The 22,827-nt window shown below is 61.5% G+C and carries 1 protein-coding gene (running past one end of the window); it reads left to right on the top strand.

Annotated features, from left to right (window positions below):
- The first annotated feature begins 403 nt into the window (after positions 1 to 403).
- Positions 404 to 22,827, top strand: partial view of an RCC1 domain-containing protein gene (locus ACRC0P_RS14205; protein ID WP_438631959.1) — the 5' portion only. Its footprint extends 14,206 nt past the window's final position; 22,424 of the gene's 36,630 nt are visible here — the first part of the coding sequence; the start codon lies at positions 404 to 406; the stop codon falls past the right edge of the window.

The following is a 22,827-nucleotide window of genomic DNA, read 5'->3' as shown; positions in this document are numbered from 1 at the left end:
GGGCCGATTGTGGAAAGTTGCTGTCCGCACAGCAGTTTTATTGGTTGTATGGCTGTCCTGGAGCGCTCGTGCAGATGATATTCGCGTTGACACGGTTATCGATGAAGTGTCTTCCGGTGCCATTTCTTACGTTGCCACCCTGGATGACTGTGACAGTGTGGCTCGCGTGGAAGTGCCGGAAGTCGGCCCTCTCACGCTGGTCAGGGATGTTGCCCGCGGCGTATGCGAGGCCCGCTTCAGCACGGTCGGTACTGCGCGCCTTACTCCAGCAGTAAAGGCATACTATATTGACGGCAGCTCGAAATCACTCCAGGAAGCCTACCCCGTAGAGGATGACGAGCTACCTTTCGCCTCTCTGAAATCTCTTTCGATAATAGGTGATGGTGATCAACAGCGGTTGGTCGTGGCCCTGAATGCTACTGACAATACGGATCTTCGATATCTTTCCCTGAATTTGCTCGGCGTGCGCGCTTCGACCCTGCGCGCTGCGGGCGGTATGATCAACTCCGTCGAAGACCGGGCATTCGCCCATGCCTCCGGTGTGCGCATTTACCCTGTATCTGATGATCAGTCAGTTTTCGAGGCCTCGATTCCACTGCGTGAAGCGCTGTCTGCGGAAGCTATTGCCAGTGATGCAATGGTTGTATTGGAGGTTGCGGCCAGTGATGCACACGGCAATCAAGCTGTCTTTAGCCGTATCGGTTTTGTTGGTGGAGAAATCAGCGAGCGTGTCGAGTCCCTCGCGGTAACGCCCGATCGCCTGGTTATTACACATCCCCTGCAAACTCCGGCACTGGTTCCTGTAGTGAACTTCCAGTTCCGCGGTGAAGTGGCTTTGCCGGGGCCAGGTAGCGGCGTGTCCTACTCCAGTAGCGATTCCTCAGTGGTGGGCGTGTCGGAGAGCGGGGTGGTTTTCCCCGTGGCGGAAACCAATGGGGCACCGGTTACGATAACGGTTTCCTATCCAGGGGCCGAGCCGGTGCAGATCCCCGTATCCGTCGACTTTTCAGTATCAATCGATGCCCTGGTCCTGGAGGGTGTCGATGAGAACAATCCCTTTATTCTCCCCCGACTGAACCGGTTTGCAGATTTGCCCCCGCTGTACGCGTCTCTCAGTAATGGTGATCAGGTGGCGATGCCGGACAACTGGCGCAGGCTTCTGGAGGTGCGGGAATCACAGGGCGTCTTGGAGGCGAACGGCGCCGGGCAATTGCGTGCGCGAGGAGAAATTGACGGTTCGGCACCAGCCAGGGCCGAGCTCAGCCTGTCCGAAGTGCCCGGATTGTCATTGTCTTTCCCCGTTCATGCCCACGACGCGCCACCGCAGATCAGCGTTCAGGCTCCCTCGATGATCCAGGTGGAAGAGGATTTGTCGGTACAGGCCGCCGCTGAGGATGATATAGGGATTTCCCACGTTGATTTCCTGATTGATGGGGCGCCGGTCTCCTCTGACAGCAAACCTCCGTATCGAATGTCGATGCCTGTTCCGAAAAGCCTGCTGGGCAAGACCCTGACAGTGTCCGCGGTGGCTGTAGATACTGCGGGCAACCAGTCGGTATCCGAGCCACTGTCCGTGGAGGTGGGCGGAGGAGTTCCCCCCTATGTTGTTGAAAATATTGGGGTTGAACTTCCCGCCGATGGCCAGCGTGCGGTAGAGGCGACCCCTCTGCAGATTCAGGTTGCCAGAGGGCTCGGATCCCAAATGGCCGAGCCGGACGGGAAGGTCAGACAGGTTATTCTGTACCTGGATGGCCAGCAAGCCGGGCGGATCGTTGCTCCCGCCTATGAAACACGCAGTACACCCGATGGTGATGAAGAACTTTTCGAGGTCTGGCGAGGGCAGGTAACCCTGCCTGCCACCAGTGCGGGGGAGACCTCTGTGGGGCTCAGGGCCAGGCTGATTGGGCCCGCCGGCGGAGAGATGGAGTTGCCGGCCCAGTTGATACGGGTTGTTCGCAACCGGGAACCCAGCGGTAGAATCGTATCACCGGTGGCGGGTGCCTCAGTCACTGCCGGTAACAGCTTGCCGATCCAGGTCCAAGTCACCGATGATGCGGGGCCCCTGGGGATTCGTGTCGAACTGCTTGAGCGGGATACCGTTGTTGCAACGGAGAACTTATCCTCGGGAGATGGTATCGAGCGGGATGCATTGAATCCTGTGGTAAAAACTGTCGATTTCGACTATGCCACAGGCGAGGATGATGTCGGCAAACAGCTGCAACTCAGTGCCCGGATTACGGATTATCACGGCGCGGTTTTTCGCTCCGAGCCCAGAGAAATTGCCATCGTCGGCGACCAGCCCCCGACAGTGTCCATCAGCGCCCCCCTGCAGGGGACATCGCATATCGCCGGTCTGCCTTTCGATATGCGTGTCCAGGCGGTCGACGATACCGGTGTTTCCCGAGTGGACTTTTTTGTCGATGGCAAATTGGCCGGATCGGATTATCAGCCTCCCTATACCATCAATGTTCCCACAGAGCCGGTTGGCGATCTGGAACAGCGATTGACCTTGACGGCACACGCCTACGACAGTGCGGGAAACATGGGTGAGGCGGCGCCGGTAGAAATTCTCCTGGGTTACGATGAGCAGCCGCCGGTGGTCAATTGGGCCTCCCCGGCAATCAGTGAAACCTCCGGAGGCCTGGACCTCGCCCCGGTGATTGAGAATGAACAATTTGTATTCAAACTCACCGGTTACGACAATGTCGGTGTCACCCGCCTGGAGGTGAGCGGGCTGGCCCTGCAGCCCGACGGTCGTGTTTTCCTGACGGGCAACCAGGAGGATGTGCTGGATCAGCAGGTGCTCAGCCTGCAATCACTGCCCGGCACGGCCAACGGTTATTCCGTGGCTGCGATTGTCGCCGCTCCGGCATTTTCCGATACGGGGTCCGAGCAGGATATCTATCAGGTTTCGGCCAGGGTCTGGGATGGCCGGGACAACCGCTCCACCTTGACCAGTGGTATCGCGGTAAGATCGGATCAGGCGCCCCAGGTTCTGCGGGTCCAGGTGGATAGACCGGCTTATCTGTTGAGCGATACTCTCCGCATCGCCGTTCAGGCATTAGATGACAACGCGGTTCATCAACTGCGTTTCCGTTTGCTCGATGGCGAAGAGGTGATCCACCAGGAGATGCTCTCCGCGAATGAAGGCGACTTTGTCGCCATGCGCAACCTGCAACATTTACTGTCCACCCCGGTTGCAGAGCTGGAACTGGAAAACCTGGACCGCGAGCTGTCCGCAGAATTTACCGCGCTCGACAGTCTGGGCCAGGCATCGGAGCCTGTAACTGCGGCGGTGCACATCCGCGCTGACAATGAAGGCCCGGTTGCCAATATCACCAGTCCTCTCCCCCAACAGCAGTTGATTGCGGGTTCGGCAACCAGCTTTAGCTGGAGTGCAGAGGACGGCAATGGTCTCGCATCACTGCAGGTAAGTCGCCCCGGGCACGGTGTCTTGCACAGTATTTCAATGGATGGCCTGAGCGCAGCGGGACAGTTTCCGGTCCAGGTACCAGAGGATACCGATACCTTGGTACTCAATCTTGTGGCGAAGGATATATTTGGCAATCAATCTGAAAAGGACTGGGAATACCGGGTGTCTGCGGACAAGCCGCCGATTATCGATATCCGCAACCCGGTGCCCGGTGTACGTGTGGTAGAGGGGGAATTGCTGGATGTGAATTTCAGCATCTCCGACGATCGCGGCGTTGCGCGCGCCAGTGTGCGCGTGATGCGCGATGGCATTGTGGAGTACGAAAAGGTTTTCAGCGCGCAACAGGTTGCATCGACCACTGCCAGTGGCAGTTTCCTCCATGCGCGACTCCCGGTGCCAACGGACCCGGAGGAAGGAACTGCGTTCCAGTTTGTCGTGACGGCGATGGATACCGGAGGGCAAACCACTACAGAGAATATCGATATCGAAATAGTGGACGATACCAATCCCCCGGATGTACAGATGACCGAGCCGGCATCGTCCCTATCGGTAATACCCGGTGACGCCATCGATGTCGCCGGCATTGCGGTCGATGACATTCATGTCGATATTGTCGAAGTTGTGTTGCGGGACGATGAGGGTGAACTGCTCGTTTTGCCCTGGTCCGGCAAGCTGATACGCTCGGACGAAATCGAGGAAATCCGCCAGCCGAACCCAGGCAGCTTTGGTAGCGTTGTAGTGGGGCGCCGCTATGTGAGCAAATTCAGCGGGCGCGTGAAGTTACCGGTGGAATTTGTCGATCGGGCCAATAAAGAATACGACCTGTTGGTCAGGGCACACGACAAGGGTGTCAATATCAGTGAATCGCCGTCCCGGCGCCTGCGGGTGCTCGCCGATGAGGAGAAACCGGCTATCCGCATCGACAAACCCGGCGATACCGTCGTGGAGCGCACCGAGGCAGAGCTGAACATTCAGATTACCGACAACATTGCCTTGACGCGGGCCAGGGTCGAGCTGATAACCAGTGAGAATGTCACACTCTATGAAAATACCGGGATTACGGGTGATTCACTGAAAATCACCGATGTGCCCGTGCCGCTGGATGGGCTCTTGCCCGTCCCGGTCGAAGGTCGCGCTTTTGCTATTCGCGTGGAAGCGGAAGACAGTAGTGGCAATATCGCCACGCAGATTGTCGAGTCCCGCCTTGTGCCGGATCTTCCCCCGCGCGTTGTCGCCCTCTACCCGTCGCCGGAGAAGCGCGTAGTCGCTGGCAGTGCCGCGTTCCACACGTTGGAAATGACGGATGACGAGCCCTCCGGCGGAATAGCCATGCTGCCCCTGGCTACCTCCCTGGGCCGTGAAGCAGGGGCGCCCCGACAGTTTGCCGGGCGGCACAGGGTCCTTGAGAGCGGGAAGGTTGAACCGCTGATAAGTTGGGATTATCCCGAGGTCGATGGTGATGAATTAACGGTATCCCTGGGCGGAGACGAAGTATTGGTTCTGGCCGGCGAAGCCTATGTTGCGCCGCTCGGCGCAGTGGGGGGCGTATTGCGGGTGGAAAATTCCAGTGCCCAGGTGAGCTACCGCGTGATCCAGTACTGGAATGACCCCTGCCACCCGTCTTTTATCAGTACCGATGTCGGAAGTGAAGGCGTATCCCTGGATGATTGGTGGCAGGACGGGGTTGTGCGGCTGGAAATTACGCCTCTGTATAACGGTGCGCCCTCGAACGGGGATATGGCATTGAAACGCCTGATCTTCGATGCCGGGCAAACAGGGCAGCTAAAGTCTTATACGGCAAACGGTGGTAACCAGTCCGTCGGCAACCGGCCCCGGCTCACCGCTGAAGTGCGCGATCGGACATCGGCAAGCGGTTGGGGCGCTCTTCAGCTGTTCGGCGAAGTTCGCAGCCGGAAAGCCAGGTCGCGGCACGGTGTGGCAATACCAGTGCCTGCTCCGAGTCTCGACTCGCTGGCCCTGTTCGCCCATGCCGTCGACCGTTTTTCCGATGAGCGCGGGGAGGTCCCTCTCGAAAGTTTACACTCCCTGGATATCCTGCCCGATGAGGAGGCCCCGGCACTGGCATCCATACAGCCTCCGAGTGGTTCCGAAGTGGTGCAGGGCGCTATCATACCTTTCCGCGTCACCGCCAAAGACAATACGGAAGTCATCAAGCGGCTGGCTTTGCTCGGCGCGGATGGCAGTACTCTGTTTGAACAGACCGGCGTGTATGCCGGACCGGCACATGAGTTCCAGTGGCAGCTGCCGGTAGATATTTCTCCCGGACTCCTGTCGGTGTTTATGCAGGTCGAAGACCCTTCGGGCCACCGCACCGCGGAAGAGGTGCTGCTGCCGGTTCGGGCCAATGCGCCCCCCGCTGTCAGTTTGACCTCTTTCAGCAGCTATAAGGTGGGTAGTGGCTATCGCCGCCATTTTACCGACGAAGGCCGCCTGGCTTTGAACGAATTTTGGGTAAGGGTGGGCGAGCCCTTTCGGTTGGGGATCAAGTCCGATGATGATACCGGCCTTTCTTCAGTGGAAATTACCCGGTTGTTGCCGGGTGGTGGCGAGCAGCCGATAAAGCGCTGGGATTTTCCCTATAGCTGCCCCGACTTGCCCCGGCAAGTTTTCGAAGGGCAGCAGGAGATAACTTTCGACCAACCGGAACCTACTGAATATCTACTGCGCGCCACCGACCTGAAGGGGCAGGTAAAGGAGCGGCGTTTTATCGTCAACCCGGAAACCAATGTCGCGCCCGAAATCCGCATTGTTACCCCGGCCAACAACCAGATTATCGCCGCGGGCACTTTTTCCATTCAGGCCGGTATTGTCGCCAGCGACGACCGCCAGCTATCCCCTTCCAGCAATGTTGCCCTGTATGCCGATGGAGTACGCCTGCAAAGTCTGGATAGCGGTGCGGAGCCGCCAGCCAGGCAAGCTGTTGTCGAACAGGCCTTCGGCAATATTTACGACAGTTTCGAACACAATTACAACATCGATACCGCCAATGAATATGGCAGGTCGGACAGTCCCTACGCAATTACCCAAAGCTATCTGCTGGAATTACCCCCGGGACTTTCCGCCCAGGGCACCAGTCTCGAACTCACAGCGGTAATCACGGATTCCGACGGCGCCTCCGGTTCACACAGAGTCACTATTGAACTGGCCCCCGACGATATATTGCCCGAAGCGATTCTGAGCAAACCGGTTCTCGGCGACCGCCTGGTGGAAGCCTCTTTCCTCAACCTGCAGTTTTCCGCTTACGATAATGTCAAAGCGCAGAGCATTGAGCTCTACACCGCTTACGGCGCCATGCTGGCAGACGGCTACGCTATGGGCAGCTACGGTGCGCCTGTGCGCTCTGTCAACGATATCCCGGCCAAGGATCACAACCCGATCACCACGGAGAATATCGATGCGCCGAACTATATCCACCGGCTGCAATTGGACCGAATGGCAGAAATCGCCGATGTACTGGATATCGAACTGGCGGAAGTCCAGCGCACAGACTTGTGGGTAAAAATCGCTGTTCGGGATGCGTCCGGCAATACGCGGGTGCGCGAGTTGAGCTTCCCGGTGCGGATTGACGAGCGGCCGGTCATCGATATCGTCGAACCGCTGGCGGGCAGCAAGCAGGTTGAGAATGCGCCGCTGTACGTCAATGTCAACGCTTTTGACGATGTTGCAGTTGATTCCGTGCGGCTCACGGCGCTTCGCAATGGAACTGAAATATACAACGTCCCTCTGCGGCAGCCCCCCTATGCTTTCAGTGTTCCTCTGCCGGCCTATGATTCGTCGGTTCCGGAAAACAATATCGTCGACCTGCAGGTTGAGTCGATCGACAGTTACGGAGCCGCCTACGGCGACCTGGATCAGCACCGCGCTGTGGAAAATATCCAGGTGGAAATTGTCGGGGATCAGCCGCCGGTGGTGGCGATAGCCAGCCCGGAAGACGAGAGCAGCCTGCTGGAGGGGCGGGCGCTGGTTGTGGAAGTCAATGCGAGTGACGATCTGGCCGTGGATCGCGTGGCGCTTTCTGTCGATGGTCTGGTTACCGGCGACCGCACTATAGTCGATTATGAGTATCCCTACGAATTCCTGATCAGTATGCCCTACGGGCAGGCGGGGAACGCGATCACCCTTTCCGCCGCCGCGACCGAGAAGCGCGCCGGCGACCCGCGAACAGTGATGGCGCCAGATACGATTACCGTGCGCGTCGAGGCAGATGAGCGGCCCCCTGAACTCGATATCATTCAGCCCACCGGTAATCCGGCGACTGCGGTGGAGGGGAGACCTCTGCCCTTCCGCTTCGAGGCCACTGACAACGTGCGAGTGACCTCAGCGTTGGCCGAACTGTTGATCGACCCCAATCCCAATCCCAATCCCAATGATTCTGTCTATGAGCTCGAGGTCACCGATAGTGTGGCCTTCGTCGCGGCGCCCTATCAGTCCTCCTTTACCCTGCAAAGTTTTGAGGACTACTTTGGCGACCTGTCTGAAGCTGTGGATAGTGTTGCCGCCAGCATCCGTATTACGGCCCGGGACGGCGCGGGCAACGCGGCTGTGCAATCTGTACCCGTTACCATCGAGCGCAATCAGCCGCCGGAAGTACAGGCGATCAATATCCTGGACTCGCGGGGCTTTTCGCTGGGCTCCGCAGTAGCCGAGATTACCGAAGGGCGGCGCATTATCGTCTCCGTAGAGGCGGACGATATCGAGAGCGGCGTGGCCCGGGTCACCCTGTTCCGGTCCCTGGGTGAGGAAGGGCAGCCCGTTGAAGCCGGTTCGGATATCTCGGCGCCCTTCCAGTTCAATACCGAAATCCCCCTGGGGCGCGCGGGAGACACCTTGTCCTTCTACGCGATTGCCGAAGACGTGGACGGCAACAGGTCCGACCTGTCGGCGCCGCGCACCCTGACGATTGCCGAAGACCAGCCGCCAGCGGCCGAAATAATCCAGCCGGCAAACGACAATACCGCGGTGATCGAAGGCGAGGCCATTACCGTATCCGCGCGCGTATCGGATGACCTGGGGCCGGAGGGTATAGAAAAAGTCGTCTTCCTGGTTAACGATCTTCCCGCTTATACCGCCTACCAGTCCGTTACCGAGATCGAAGGTGGTACCGCCCAGGAGAATATTTACCGGGCAACGGTTGTGCCGCCGGAGGGCAGCAAAGGCGTGGCGCTACAGGCCGTTGTTTACGATGTTCACGGCCAGACGGGGGCCAGCCAGGTCGTCAGGGTCGGCGTTGTGGAAGACACGGTGCGGCCGGTGGTGGAGCCTCTCGCTCCGGCGGACGGGGATATCCTCACCGCGGGAGAACCGCTGCGCATTCAAGTGGCGGTGAGCGATATCGGCGACGAGTCGCAGCGGCAGGTGCAGCAGACCTGGGTGCGGGAGTATCGAAACGCAGAGGGCAGTTGGCTGCCGCTGGCGGAAACCAGCGTGACATTGAACCGGAATGACGAGCGGCAGCCCGGTGACACCACGCCGGTCAGCGACCCGGACAATTACTATTACCTCTACTGGGCCGACTTTGCCGACGGCGCCCTGCTGCGCCGGGATATGAAACCGGACGAGCGCATTCGCATAGTGACCCGTGTCACTACCGAAAATCACCCCGAGGAGGAGGAAACATATCACGAAGTGGGACTCGCGCTGGACCGCCGCCGCCATGTGGCACCGGACAGGCAGGGGGAGCCGCTTTCGCAGCAGCATCAGGATCAGGCCCGCTCCGTCTATTACTCGGCGCTGAGCCAGTACAAGGGGCCGGAGCAGACTGGTGCCCTGATAGCCGCCTGGAATACGCTCGACCCGCTGATGTTGGAGCCGGGTTCAGGTGTGCCCGGTATCAATCAACTGTATGACCGCGACAATCCGGCCAGCATGCACACCGGCCTCTTTATGCTGGATGCCATGCCCGCGGTGCATGAGGACGGCTACGGTCGCGAGTATCTGTTCTCATCACTGCTCAACGGGGCCAGTGAAATATTTACCGGCGCCATCACCCGCCTGCATACCGACGCGTCCCTGGTGCTTGCGGCCAAGGCCGGCCTGCCGGAAACCGGTGCGGTGGATCCCGCAAGCAAGGGCGGTTTTGTCAATTCGCTGGAAGGCACGGTCAATCGCGACGGGGATACGGGGGCCTTCCACTATGAAAACACCTCCGGCGAGCTGCTGCTGTTTACCACGCAAAACGGCGAAGGGCAGTTCGGGTTGCCCTATACGCTGGCCGGTCGCGTGGATATGCCTTTCCCGCAGGTGCTGGGAGTATCCCGCGTCGATAACATGGCGTTTGTGGCCAATGGCTACGGCGGTGTGCAGGTAGTCGATATCACTTCGTTCAACGCTCCCTACCGCATCGGCTTTATCAAACCCAACGGTTTCGCCCGGGATGTGGTGGTTCGGGATGGCTACGCCTATATCGCCGCCTCCGAAGAGGGAGTAGTGATTGCGGATATTACCGATCCGGCGTTGCCGATCGTCGCCAGCCTGGATACCCTGGGTGTTGCCAACCGACTCGAGTTGTCGGGCGACCGCCTGTATGTCACCAATCTCGGTGCCAACGGCCGGGTTGCCGAACTCAATATCGTCGATGTGCGCCATCCCTTGCAGCCGTCGATGTTGCGTACCATCGGTCTCGATACCCCGCGCGAAGATCACTTGCCGGATGGCGTATACGATGTTCTGGTGGCGGGCAACCTGGCTTATGCCAGTGTGTTCCTGTCCGATCAGGAAGACAGGCCCGCGCGCACTTTGATCGAAGTGATCAAACTGGAGCGGGAAGAGGGCGACACAGCGGATGCCACCCTGCCGGCTATTACCCACAGCCATCCCGACTGGTATGATTTTTCCGTCCGGGATATGGCACTTGCCAATGGAGCGGTGGAAATCGCGGCGGCCCGCGGCGGTGTGGCGCGGTTGCAGTTGCCCGAGTTGACGGTGGTACAGCATACGCCGGCCAGTGGTGAGCGGCAGGTTCCGTCGGACCTCGAGCGTATCGGAATCGAAATGTCGTCCGTCCTCGACCCGGCCAGTGACCTCGCGGCAAATGTGCGTGTTTATCGCGGCGAGCTGCCATTCGGTGAGGATATTTCGGCTACGGTGGCGGTTCACTTCTCCTCCCGGGAAGGTGAGGAAGCGCGTCGCTTTGTTGAAGTCGAAGCGCCGCAAGGTGGGTGGCAAGCCGGTGAAACCTACACGGTTCAGGTCAAACCGGGATTGATACCGCTCGCCAGCGAAACACTGGCCATGACCAGCGCCTACAGCTTCCGCTTCCATATTTCACAGGCCGGCACCGCCACAGCTCCGGATATTGTCGGCGTAACACCGGATACCGGTGACGTTCGCGGAGGAACGCGTGTTGCTGTTATTGGTTCCAATTTCAGTGACGCGCCCGTGGTTACCATCGGCCAATTGCAGGCGGTGGTGGAAAGCGTCGAACACAATGACGATACGGGGCTGGATACCGCGGTTGTAGTTACTCCACCCAACTACGCGGGCCCCGCCTCCGTGAAGGTGGAAAACTCCCAGCAGCTTTACGATATCGTGCACGGCGGTTTCCGCTATGTGGACGAACTGAGTATCAGTTTTGTCGAGCCGGGTGTGGTTGGAACGAGCCAGGGCGGAGAGGGCGATAAAGTCAATGTGGTTGGCTTCGGTTTCCATCCCGGAGTATCCCTGCGTGCCTGGCCGAGCAACCTTCCCGAAGAGGTACAAACTGATCGGGTTGGCTCCGACAGGCTGGCGTTGGTGAGTCCGGAGCATATGGAGTGGGCGGTACCCGACTTCGGCCAGGCCTATCGCGGATTCCTGGATATCGAGGTCCGCGATAACAGCGGTCGTCGCTATTGGCTGCCGAAAGCCCTGTTTTACGGCAAGCTGGACAGCGCGCGGATTCTCGAACCCGCCGATCCGCTGGATCTCGGGGAGGACGGAGAGACGCTGCCACCGGATTCAGTGCGCCTGCCGCCCGGCCGTATTATGGATCTCGCCTCGGATCCCGAACTCGGGTTGATCTATGTACTCGGGCGGGGCGTTTACGCCAACGGCAAACCGGGCAGGAATGTGCTGACCCGCGAAGCCTTCGACAGAAACCAGCCCCCCGGCTGGATCAGCCTGGTGAAGTACCAGCGCGACCGCCTCGAAGAAGCGGCGCCCATGCACGGCTTCGGCTATATGAACCTGCCCCAGGCCCTGGCGCCGGTGGCCATGCAATTGGCGGAAAACCATCTGTACGTCAGTGCCCAGGGGCTCGATTTCCCCTATATCGACGTGCCCTACGAGGGGTTGCCCCATCTGCTGGTATACGACCGCGAATCGCGTATTCCCGGCGACGGGGAAAACCCCGAGGAGCGGGATCGCGATGTGCTTTATGCACTGCCGCTGCCACTGAGCGAAGCGCCTCAACAGCTGTGGCAAACCGGCAACCTGCTGATAGCACCATCGTCGGATGCCGTTGCGCTGCTGAATATCGCCAACCCGTTGCGCCCGGCGGTGGTGCAGGTTTTGAGAAGCGCCCTGATAAACGGTGCCGATGTGCCCTTGCGCCCGCTGTCGGTGCATATCGAAGACAGCCTGTTGGTTGTCGATATGCGCAAAGGCAAAGGCATCCATCGGGTGGTGTTCGATCTGTCCCGGCCCGGAGCGCCTCAATTGTCCAGTGCACCCGTTGAGGCCGGTATCAAGGCTCCGGTGCGGATGCGCCCCTGGATGGTCGCGGCTCAGCGCAGCGGCCTCGCGGTTCACGATGCACTGCAACCCAAACGCCCGCCGTTGATCGGCGCCTACGACCCCTCCGGCTTCGATATTCCCGGGGCGGTTTCCGGTGTGGCGATGGGCAACAGCCTGGCGGCAGTACAGTTGCGCAATCGGTGCCGGGAAAAGCCGGCAGAATATGAGTATTTTGTCCAGCTGCTGGATATCAGCCGTCCCTCCGATATTCTGCTGATGGATGCACTGCGTACCTTCGAATGCGGCAGTATTCTGGATCGCTATTCAGCGGCGGACGAAGGCCCGTCGCTGAAATCCTATCCGCGCCGTATCGAGCCGGTACTGATGACCGATGACGGCCTGTTGCTCACCGCGGAAGAGTCTCTGCGTATCACCGATACCCTGACCCTCGATCTGGCCGGTGCGACACCGCAGCCGCAAGCGGAAGGGGTCAGCCTGGATGCGCCGATCCGCCTGCGCTTTACCCACGAGGTGCCGGTGCCGGTGCCGAATGGAGAATCGGACAATGCCTATCTCTCCCGGTACTTGTCGCTGATAAAAGACAACGGCAGTGGTGATGGGGAGCTGGTAGCTGCGGAAATCAGCCGCGATCCGGCTGATCCGCGGATGCTTGAAGTGGTGCCGGAGGCGCCGCTGGCGGCGGCCAGTCGCTATCGTGTGCGTATGCAGGCGGATTTGGCCGCGCGCCGCACTGAGGGTTTATTTGATTTTGAATACTACTTCGATACCGGGGCGCGCCAGGGTGATCCTGTATCCATAGTCCGCATCGATACCCCGTTCCTGCCGACAAGCGGGGGAGAGCTCGAGGTAGTTCTGAGCAACCCCGGAGAGGCACCGGCATTTCTGATCGGCAATGAGCCGGCGGCGATTGAATCCACTGAAATTGTTGAGAACAACCTGGTTCGTTTCGTGCTGCAGGCGCCCTCGGCACATCCGGGGGCCGCATCGCTTACCGTAGTCACCGCCGACGGTTCCACCGATACCCGTGCGGGCGCGGTGATCTATGTAGAGCCTCTGTCGCTGAACAGTGTTTCGCCGCAGATCGGCAATGTGGATGGCGGCACCAAGGTGACGCTGCATGGCCGCGGCTTCCGCGCGGATACCGGCAGGCTGTGGGTCTATTTTGGCGAAACGCCGGCGGACGAAAGCGAAATCCGCCTGGTGGACAGGGATACTCTTTCCATCGTGGCACCGGCGGGCGCACTGGGTACCGTGGATATTACTGTGGTCCAGGACGATGGCCAGAGCGCGACCCTGCAAAATGCCTTCGAGTACCGCCAGCCGCCCCAGGCGAATATTTCTCACGAAGCCCTGGTGCGCGACCTGATTATCGACCCCACGGGCACCTGGGCCGTCGCCGCCACCAGTAAGGGGGTAATGATTGTCAATATTGCCGCTTCCACCTGGACAAACCGGGCGGAGGACCCGCTCAACCTGGCGGAATTGCTGGAGACCATCGACGAAGACGGGGACGAGCGGGATGACCGTATCGAAGCACTGGTTCCGCTGCCCTCTGGCTGGCAGGCACAGCGCCTGGCCCTCTCTTTCGAACAAGGCAGAAACCGCGTATTCGTCACCGCGCATCGCCGGCGGGACGGCGAGGATCAGGGAGCGCTGTTTATCCTCGCCTTCGATGCCGTGGATATCAGCCAGAGCACAATTGTGCGCGAGCTTCCGCTGCCCGGTAGTCTGGCGCGCGGCCTGCTCGCCGATGGAAATCGCGCGGTGGTGGCCATGGGCACGGCGGGCGTCGGCCTGGTGGATACCTACCTGCATACCCGCGCCTTCCTGCAGGCCAGCCTGGCACTGCCGGATCAGCTGCCGGCGCTGGACCTGGCGGCACTTCCGAAAGTTGCCGGCGAAGCGGATCGCTACGCGGTAGTCGGCGGCCTGATGGATATGGACACCCAGCGACTGCTGCAGGTGCAGCAGCCCGGATCCCGCGGCTTCCATATCGTCGGCAACGATCCGGAGCGCGGCCTGCATATCGTTTCCTCCCTGGATATTCTCGGCACCTCCGTGGAAATTGCCGGAAACCTGGCGCTGGTAGCCGCCGGCGATGGCGGCATGGTGCTGGTGGATATCTCCGATCCCGCCAACCCGGCTATCCGCGGACGGGTTTCCGATATCGGCACTGTGCGCGACGTCAGCGTGTTGGGGCATGTGGCCTATGTGGTTTCCGACCAGGGCGCCATCGCCTTCGATATCACCGACCCCGCGCAGCCGCTCCGCCTGCACGGGCAGATGGCCAGCGGCTGGCAGCCTCAGGTGGTGATTGCCACCCCTTACGGTCCGGTCGTCGGTGGCGACGGCATCATCAGTGTACTTGCAGACGTAGTGCTCAAATTGATCGGTGCGCAGCCTGAAAGCGGTATTCTGGATCGCCAGCCCAATGGCGATGCGACAATCCGTCTGCGCTTCAACAAGGCGATCGATCAGCATGAGCCGAACCTGGCCGCCTTCTCGGTTGCCCGGGTTGATGGCGGAACCCTGGCGCACACGGTCGAGATCGACAATAACGACGCCATTATTGCGCTCTCCGAACCGGAACAAATGCAAATTGGCGATGAGTTCGTCGTCACCGTCGATGCCACCTTAGCCTCGGTGAAACCAGTCCAGGGGCAATCCCCAGTTGTCCTGTATCGCCTGCCGGCGAACCAGCAACTGGAATTCCGTTGGCGCGGTAGTGATCGGGATACGCTAGCGGTGGACAGCGTACTGCCGCGACGTTTTGTCGCAGGCGAGCAGGGGCGTATCTATGTCGGCGTTCGCGGCGGCCTGGCCGATTCCTCCGCCGTCAGCATGTGGCTGGGCTCGCTGCCCCTGTCGGTGGTTTCCGCAGATACCAGCGACGAGGATCCGCGGGTAGCGATCTATACCGTGGACACCCCGATTCTGGCGCAGCCGGGCCAATACGATCTGACGGTACAGGTAGCGCGAAATGGCATAGCCGACCGCGCCCTGGCCAGCGGCGCTATCACCGTGGACGCACCACTGGCGATCGATCAGGTGGTCCCGGCATGGGGAAGCGTCGACGGCGGTTCCCGCGTTGTTATTCACGGCAGTGGCTTTGAGCCGGGCAATTCGGTGCTCGACGGCCTGCGGGTCAGCTTCGGCAATGTGCCGGCGCAAAGCCTGGAAGTGCTGGCTCACGATACCCTGATCGCCACCACGCCCACCGGTGCGCCCGGTCGGGTGGATGTGCAGTTGCAACACCGCAACGGCCGGAGTGCGGTAGCGGACAAGGCCTTCGGCTACGGCATGCGGCAACTGGTGCACAGCAGGCCGTCCCGTATCCATCCCACCGATATCCATATCGACGAAGGGGCGGGTGTGGCAGTTGCCACCAGCGGTTATTTCCCCTATCGGGATCCCAACCTGGTGCCGATACTCGGCGCCGAGATGCCGGACAGCTACCGGCTGGCCACATTCGATCTGCAGCGTCGCGAACAATTGCCGCTGGTGGGGGGCATTTCATCGATACCCGCCACGGGCGAAGCCCATCAGCGCATGAGTCGCTGGCTGACCGCGGGGCTGTTGTCGCCGTCGCTCGATTGCTTCCTCGGACTGGAATGCGATGAGCATCGCAGCCCGGAAGAAATTGCCCTGTACGAGCGCAGTCTGGGAACCCGCTACGTCGCCAGCCAGGATTCCCTGCAGTTGCAGGTGGTTCCCGAGCTGGAAGAGGGCGTCGTTCGCGAGCGGGTTTATCTGGCCAGCGGTGCCGGCGGCGTGGGCCGGTTCAATGCGGACGATTTGAACGGCTTGCAACTGGCCGGCGAGATCTACCCCGCGGAGAGCGAGGGTATAGCCTCTCTGGCCAAAGCGGGGCAATCGCTCTACGCCAGTGCCTTTGCGATCGATTCGGGAGAGAGCAAGTCTCCGGAGTGTGTCGGCCACTCCACGGGCGACGGCACCGAGGCGCTGCCGCTGCGGCTATATGGCTACCAGGCGCCGGAAGATCCGGTACTGATGGGAGAAGTGCCCGTTTCCAGCGGCTATCGCCTGCGCCAACAGGGTCGTTGGCTATTGGTGGCCGGGGATATCAGTAGCGGCCGCGGTCCTATGCCGGGCTGCCCCTGGACCATGACCGGTGCGACCATGGGCCCAGGCTCCACGGGTATGACCGTGCAACTGGTGGATATGCTGGATCCGCTGCTGACCCGCAGTTACGTCTTCGATGGCGCGGTGCGCGACGCCCTGGTCTATGGCGACTACCTGATTGTCGCCAGCGGCGAGTCGGTGCAGGCAGTGCACAGGTTGCGCCCCGAGCAGCGCTATCGCGTGGACTTCACGTCGCTGCAGGCCGACGCCGGACCGGCGCTGGGTCTGCGCCGCTACGGCAACCTGCTGCTGGTCTCCGCGGCGAAAGGGGTGTTCGCGCTGGATATCAGTGATCCGATGTCCATGCGGGTTGTCTCCGCGGGCAATACCGAGCGCGCGGAACAAGTAGGGATATTCAAGGACCGACTGATCGCCGCATCCGGCAGCGAAGGTATACGCACTTTTGAACTGCCCGGAGCCTTTGTTCTGAACAGCAGCGTGGAGAACGGGGAGCCGGTGTCCGCCGACGCCGGGCTGTCACTGCATTTCAATGAAGCGGTGGATCTCACCTCCCTGCAGGAATCTGCGGCAATAGAACTGCGGAACCTCACCGAAGAGAGCCTGGTGGCTGTACAGGTCGATGCCGCCGGCGAGCCGGAAGGCGAGGGCGTACAGTCGATACGGATCAACTGGGACAGGGTGCCGGGACACAGCTACCGGCTGGCGATCAACAGTGCGCAAAACCTGCGCGGCGGCGGCTTGTGGCTGCCCTATACACTGAACTTCCAATTAGCTGAAGCGGAGCGACAACAGCCACTTATCCAAAAGGTGGAGAACGGCGTGCGTCACCGCGGTGACAGCAGTGCGATTGTAATTCGCGGCAGCGGTTTTTCGGCCACTGCCGAAGTGCGGGTCAACACCATGCCGGTGTCTTTCAGCCGCGTGGATGAAAGCACTTTGGAGATCCCTCCCGGGGCTCTGGAAATGCTGCCGCTGGCCAATGGCATGCACAGCATTGAAGTGGTCGACGGCGAGCTCAGCGCGCGGGCCCACGGCGGCCTGGTGTTGGGTGACTCCGCTTCCGGCGTCGATTTCTCGCTATCCCCGGATTCCGCCGACGTGGCCGGCGGTCACCTGATCAAAGTGACAGCGGGGCGCGACGTCATTCTGCCCGGCAGTAGCGTACTGCTCCGCTCCAAAACCTCCGGCCGGGAGATCGAATCCCTGCGCACGGAAGAGGGTGGCCAGATCGTCGACCTGCACGACGATGTTATCGACCTGCGCAACTTCACCTTCTGGCTGCCGGGGGTGGAGAAGCCCGATGTGTTCGGTGTTTACCTGCGCAGTGGAGCCGGCGAACTCTATGTAGGGGACTTCTCCTACCGCATGGAGAAAGGGCGCGAACTGGTTCTCCCCAATTACCCGCCCATGCAAATCGGCGATGCGTTAAACCGGGGCGAACTCTTGTATGTGGGTGTTGCCGACGGTGTTGCGCCCACCGCCAGCAACCGCTTCCTGATGGAGGCGGGTATCGAAATCTACGATATCACCATCGGCGACCGCCCCGTGCGCCTGTCCCAACTCGCCACCACCGGAAGTGTCACCGGCCTGGCACTGGGCGGCGATACGCTCTGGGCCGCGGCCTCTGAACAGGGGCTGTTGCAGGTATCGGTACGCGATCCGCGCAACCCGATGCTGGTGCGCGAAGAAGCGGTGCCCGGTTACAGCGTTACCGATGTGGCCTTTGACGAGCGGCGCGGCTGGCTGGCCATGACCGCCGCTTCCGACCTGGGTACCGGCTTCCTGCGCATTGTCGATACCGCTTCCGAGTACCTGTCTTCGCCGCCGGGCGTTACCCCCTTTACCTTTGTGGAGGGAGAGTTTGCCGGCCGCCCGGTGGACGTCAAGTGGCTGGGTGGCGAGCTGACTGTGCTGTTGCAGGTTGGAGACAAGCTCAAGCTGGTGACCATCGCCGATATCGCCGACCCGGAATCCGCCACCGTGCAGTGGCTCGACCAAGTGGTTGCGGGCGATAAAAAACCGAGTTTGCTGGTGCATCACGGGCAGCTGCTGATTTCCAGCAACGGCCGGCTGGTGACTTACGCGCGGGAAGAGGGGGAAGAAGAGGGAGAGTGGAGCGCGAGTTACTGGGCCGATGTGGATGAGGACGCGGGGGCCCTCGCGCAACTGGATGGCAGCCTGCTGGTGGCGGGTGCCACTGGGCTGGAAACGGCGCGCCAACCGAACCTGGCGGTAACCCATATCAAACCAGCCGCCGGTGGTCAGTTGGGCTACCAGCAGAATATCCGCGTATATTTCTCCGACCTGATCAATACCGATGAGGCCGCTTCCGCCCTGTCCTTCACCGACGCCCAGGGTGCGGATATCTCGTCCGAGGTTGAGGTCGAGGCGGTAAATACCCTGCGCGGGGGTTATCTCGATATAGTGCCGGCCATGGCCGTGGACACGACGCTGCGCATCGGCATCGACGCCGGGCTGCAATCCCTGGACGAGCGCACACTGCTGCAGAGTGTGCAGTTCGACTTCGATTACCGGAATGCCGCGCCCCTGTCCATAGATACCGTCGACAATACCGAATCGGGCGAGCCTTTCGTTCATGCCGATGGCAGCGAACAAATTGTTATTCGCGGAACGGGATTTGGTGACGATGCGCAGGCTCTGTCGATACGGGTGGGGCAGACCCTGCTGCCGGCGGATGCCATTGTCGGTGTGGACGATACCCAAATAGAAGTGCAGCTGCCGGCCCTGCACCTGGGGCAGCAGGCGGTAGCCGCGCCGCTGCAGGTGGATCGCGACGGCCTGTCCGCACGCCTGGACGGCGCCCTGATTGTAGTGCCGAAGCTCGAAATACTTACCGTTAATCCTCACACTGGGCCGCCGCAGGGCGGCGAGTGGCTGGAACTGGTGGGGCGGGGCTTCCATCCCGGTATGGCGATCACCGTCGGTGGCCGCCAGGCGGGCAACCTGGAAATCTTCTCTGCCAACCGCCTGCGTGTACGCACGCCGTCCGGCAGCTTCGGTTACGCCCAAATAGCCGCCGAGAGCCGCTTCTTTGCCGATGAAATGGCCCTCTCACCGATCGATTATTTCTATGCCGGCGGCGCCACCGGTTCCGCCGCTTTACCCGACGACAGGCCCAGCCCGGTGGCCGCAGTGGCGGCAGGGGATCAACTGCTCTACGCCGTAACCGGCGGCAGTTATGACGTGGAGGATCGCGACGGCCGCCGTGTGAAGCGCCTTACCAGCGCTGTCGCGCGCCTGATCGTGGTCGACACCTCGGATCCGGTGCGGCCCAGAATACTGGAGAAAGAGGTCGCTGATCAGCAGCGTCCCTATTTCCACGAAGTCCCGGGCGGCCTGCCGGCGACCGATGGCTTTGTGGATGTGGCCAGGGATGGAGCCAACCTATACGTTGTCGGCGGCAACCGGGTATTCCATTTCGACCTCACCGTACCCGCGGACCCGCTGTTGATCAATGAACTGCCCCTGAGTGAAGCCAGCGGCGGCCAGATGCTGGATGCGCGGATGCGCGCGGTGGTCGCGCGGGATGACCTGGTATTTGTTTCCAGCAGCCTCGGCATCCACATCCTGCAGCGCGATGAATTCGGCAATCTGCGGGTACTGCATCACGTGGACCGCCTGGCTCTGGGCGGAACGCCGGACAAACTCTTCCTGCAGGGCGACAAACTCTGGTTCACCATGGAAATCGGGCGCCGGGTGGCGGCCGTTGAACTGTTGAGCGGCCGCTACGACGTGGCCGCCGATGTGCCGGCGGTGGATGCCGGTGGCGCGCGCTTCAGACCGCGGGACCTGATTGTCCACGGCGATATCCTGCTGGTATCCACCGGTGAGCGCGGCTCCGTGGTCGCCTATGAACTGGATGGCAACGGCGGTGCCCGCTTTGCCGCCGAGCGCCCGCTCACCTATCTGCTGCGCAATGGCTCCCTCACCGCCGGGCGCATGAAACTGGCCGGGCAGACACTGCATATTGCCGCGGGGCAGGGCGACCTGCAGCTGTACGACCTGTCCGCCTGGCTTGGCCACCAGTTCAACGAAGCGCCCGAACTGCGCCACTATTTCGCCGTCACCGGCGACGTCAACAGCCTGCATATCACCCCCCGGGCGCTGTACCTGGGCTCCGCATTCCCCTACGCAAACGGCGAGCCCACGGAAAACCCGGTGACAGGTGCGGCGGCGATTCAACAGCTGGGCGGCGGTATCAGCACCGTCGAAAACGACTTGCTGATGGTGATGGCCCATACACCGGATGCGGAAGCCGCCCACCCCCGGGCGGAACCGGTCACGGTCAATTTCAACCGACTGCTGGATCCGCAGCAATTTGCCGCGGGGGCACCGCAGCTGCTCACGGTGACATTGAACGGCGCTCCGGTGGCCGGCTCCGTGGTTCACCAGGTGGCGGATGGCGGTAGCCAGTTGCGTTTCCGCCCCGATGCACCCTTTGTCGCGGACAAGCGCTATCAGGTGCGCGTTGGCGGCGGCATCCGGGATCTGCACGGCGCCAGCCTCGATCGGGACTACCAGTTCCGCTTTACGGCGGTCTCCGGCAAGCAGCCGGTCCTGGAGGCTGTGGATATCGACAGCGGCAGCTGGCGCGGCGGCGAGGAAGTATCCATTTTCGGCAGCGGCTTCGATGCAGATACCGTTATCGTGGTGGGCGGTATCCGCATCACCAGCGAAGACTTCCTGTCGCTGAGCGAAAATGAAATCCGTTTCCGCCTGCCGGCTCTGGATGTCGCACCGGATGCCAACCGGCCAGTGGCCATTCAGGTAATCAATGGCGGCCTGGGTACCACCCGGATCGGCGCCATCACCTATATTGCCGACCCGCGTATCACCGCCGTCGGTGCCTACGATCCGGTCAACGCGACGCTCGACCCCGCCGCGACCCGCTTCGCCTTTGGGGAGTCGCGCCTGGTAGCGGTGGAGGGCGCCGGAATCGCAAACAGAACCCGCCTGTTGGTGGCCGGCGAGCCGGCTGTCGATCTGCAGCGCACAAGGCACAACCGCCTGGTATTCCGCCTGCCGGATAACCTGATAGGCCCGGTGGAGCTGGCGCTATACAACCGGGCCGACCTGAGCGATGCGGACCTGGATCGGCGCCTGGCCATGGACTTCGTTTCCGAACATCAGTTGGCCGCGGAGCGCAGTGCCCGCAGCGGCGACCTGTTGCTGCTCGGCTTCCCGCAGGGATGGTCCCTCTTTTCCACCGCCGCTGGCGGCCTGCCGCAACTGCTCTCCCAGGTGGATCTGTCCGATCGCATGGCCGGCGGGGAGACCGTAGAAGAACTGGTGCTGGACAACCGCCATGTGGTGGCGGTGACTTCCGCCGGGCAACTGCTGGTGCACGATATTGCCAATCCGCTGGCGCCGGAACAGCACTACAGTTGGAATAACCCGGAGGGCTTGTCTCTCGGCGATCCGCGCCTGCACGGCAATATCCTGCTGACCCGCGGCGAGGATCGCTTCAACCTGGGTTCACTGTCGCCCCTGGCACTTTCATCCCATCCGGCACCGGGGCTGCGGGATGCGGTGGTCGATGCGGCGGGCATCACCCTGCTGTTCAACGACCGGCTTGAATACCGTTCCCTGGCCGAGCCGGAGCAGGTGCGACACAGCCAGCCCCTGTTGCTGCTCAACCCCCGCCGGTTGCGCCAGCGCGATGGTCGCCTGATGGTGGTCGGTGAGGGTGAGATAGAGCTGTTCGATATGGCGCGCCTGCGCTCCGCGGAGGCGGAGGCGGGGCTGGGCATCGCCGTTATTCCCGGTCTGCGCCAGGCGGTTCTCAATGGCGAACTGCTGGCCGCGGTTACCGAGGCGGGCAACGGCCGCCGCCTGAAACTGTACGACCTGGGTGCGCACAGCGGCAATTATCTCCTCGCCACCCGCTACCTGGCGGAAGTCCGCACGGGCAACGGCCTGACGGCGGGGGACCTGGACCTCCGTTTCCGCGGGGCGCGCCTGGAATGGCAGGGCGGCCCGGGCAACCGGCGCGGTGTCTGGGCGGCGAATATTGCACTGGACAACTTCTGGCAACTGCTGCCCAGCCCCATCGACGGCCCCAGTCAGGAACTGGTGGCGCGTATTGCGGGGCGGAGCGACAACTGGCGCGGAGTCGGGCTGTTAGTGACCGCCTCCGGTGAAACCGACCCGCTGATGGGCTTCAACCAACAGCTCGGTGATCAACTGCGCTTCCGTATCCACGGCGGTGCCTATACGCCCGGCGAGCGCTACCGGGTTGCCCTGAACGGCGCGCCGGAGACTTCGGTGCGCGGCGGACAGGTGACATTCGATATGCCCTGGTCGCTGGAGGCGGCGCCGCTGTTCGGATTCGAGGAGGCACAGCTGTTGTCCCTGTCCCCGGCCAGCACCATTACCGGACGCCCGGTGACCCTGACGCTCAACGGCTACCGGCTCGATAGCATTGCGCAACTGCGCATCGGCTCCGCCGCCTTTACCCCTGAAGACTGGCAGCTCTCCGCCGACGCTACCCGCCTGACACTGGATGTCCAACTGGAGGAAGCGGGCCTGCACGGGGTGGTGGCCGCCCTGGAAAACGGCGAGAGCGCGGTGCTGCC

This window comes from Microbulbifer sp. (assembly GCF_051659245.1).
Lineage (GTDB): Bacteria > Pseudomonadota > Gammaproteobacteria > Pseudomonadales > Cellvibrionaceae > Microbulbifer.
The sequence above is the reverse complement of the archived record's forward strand: the minus strand, read 5'-3'. Positions and strand labels throughout refer to the sequence as shown.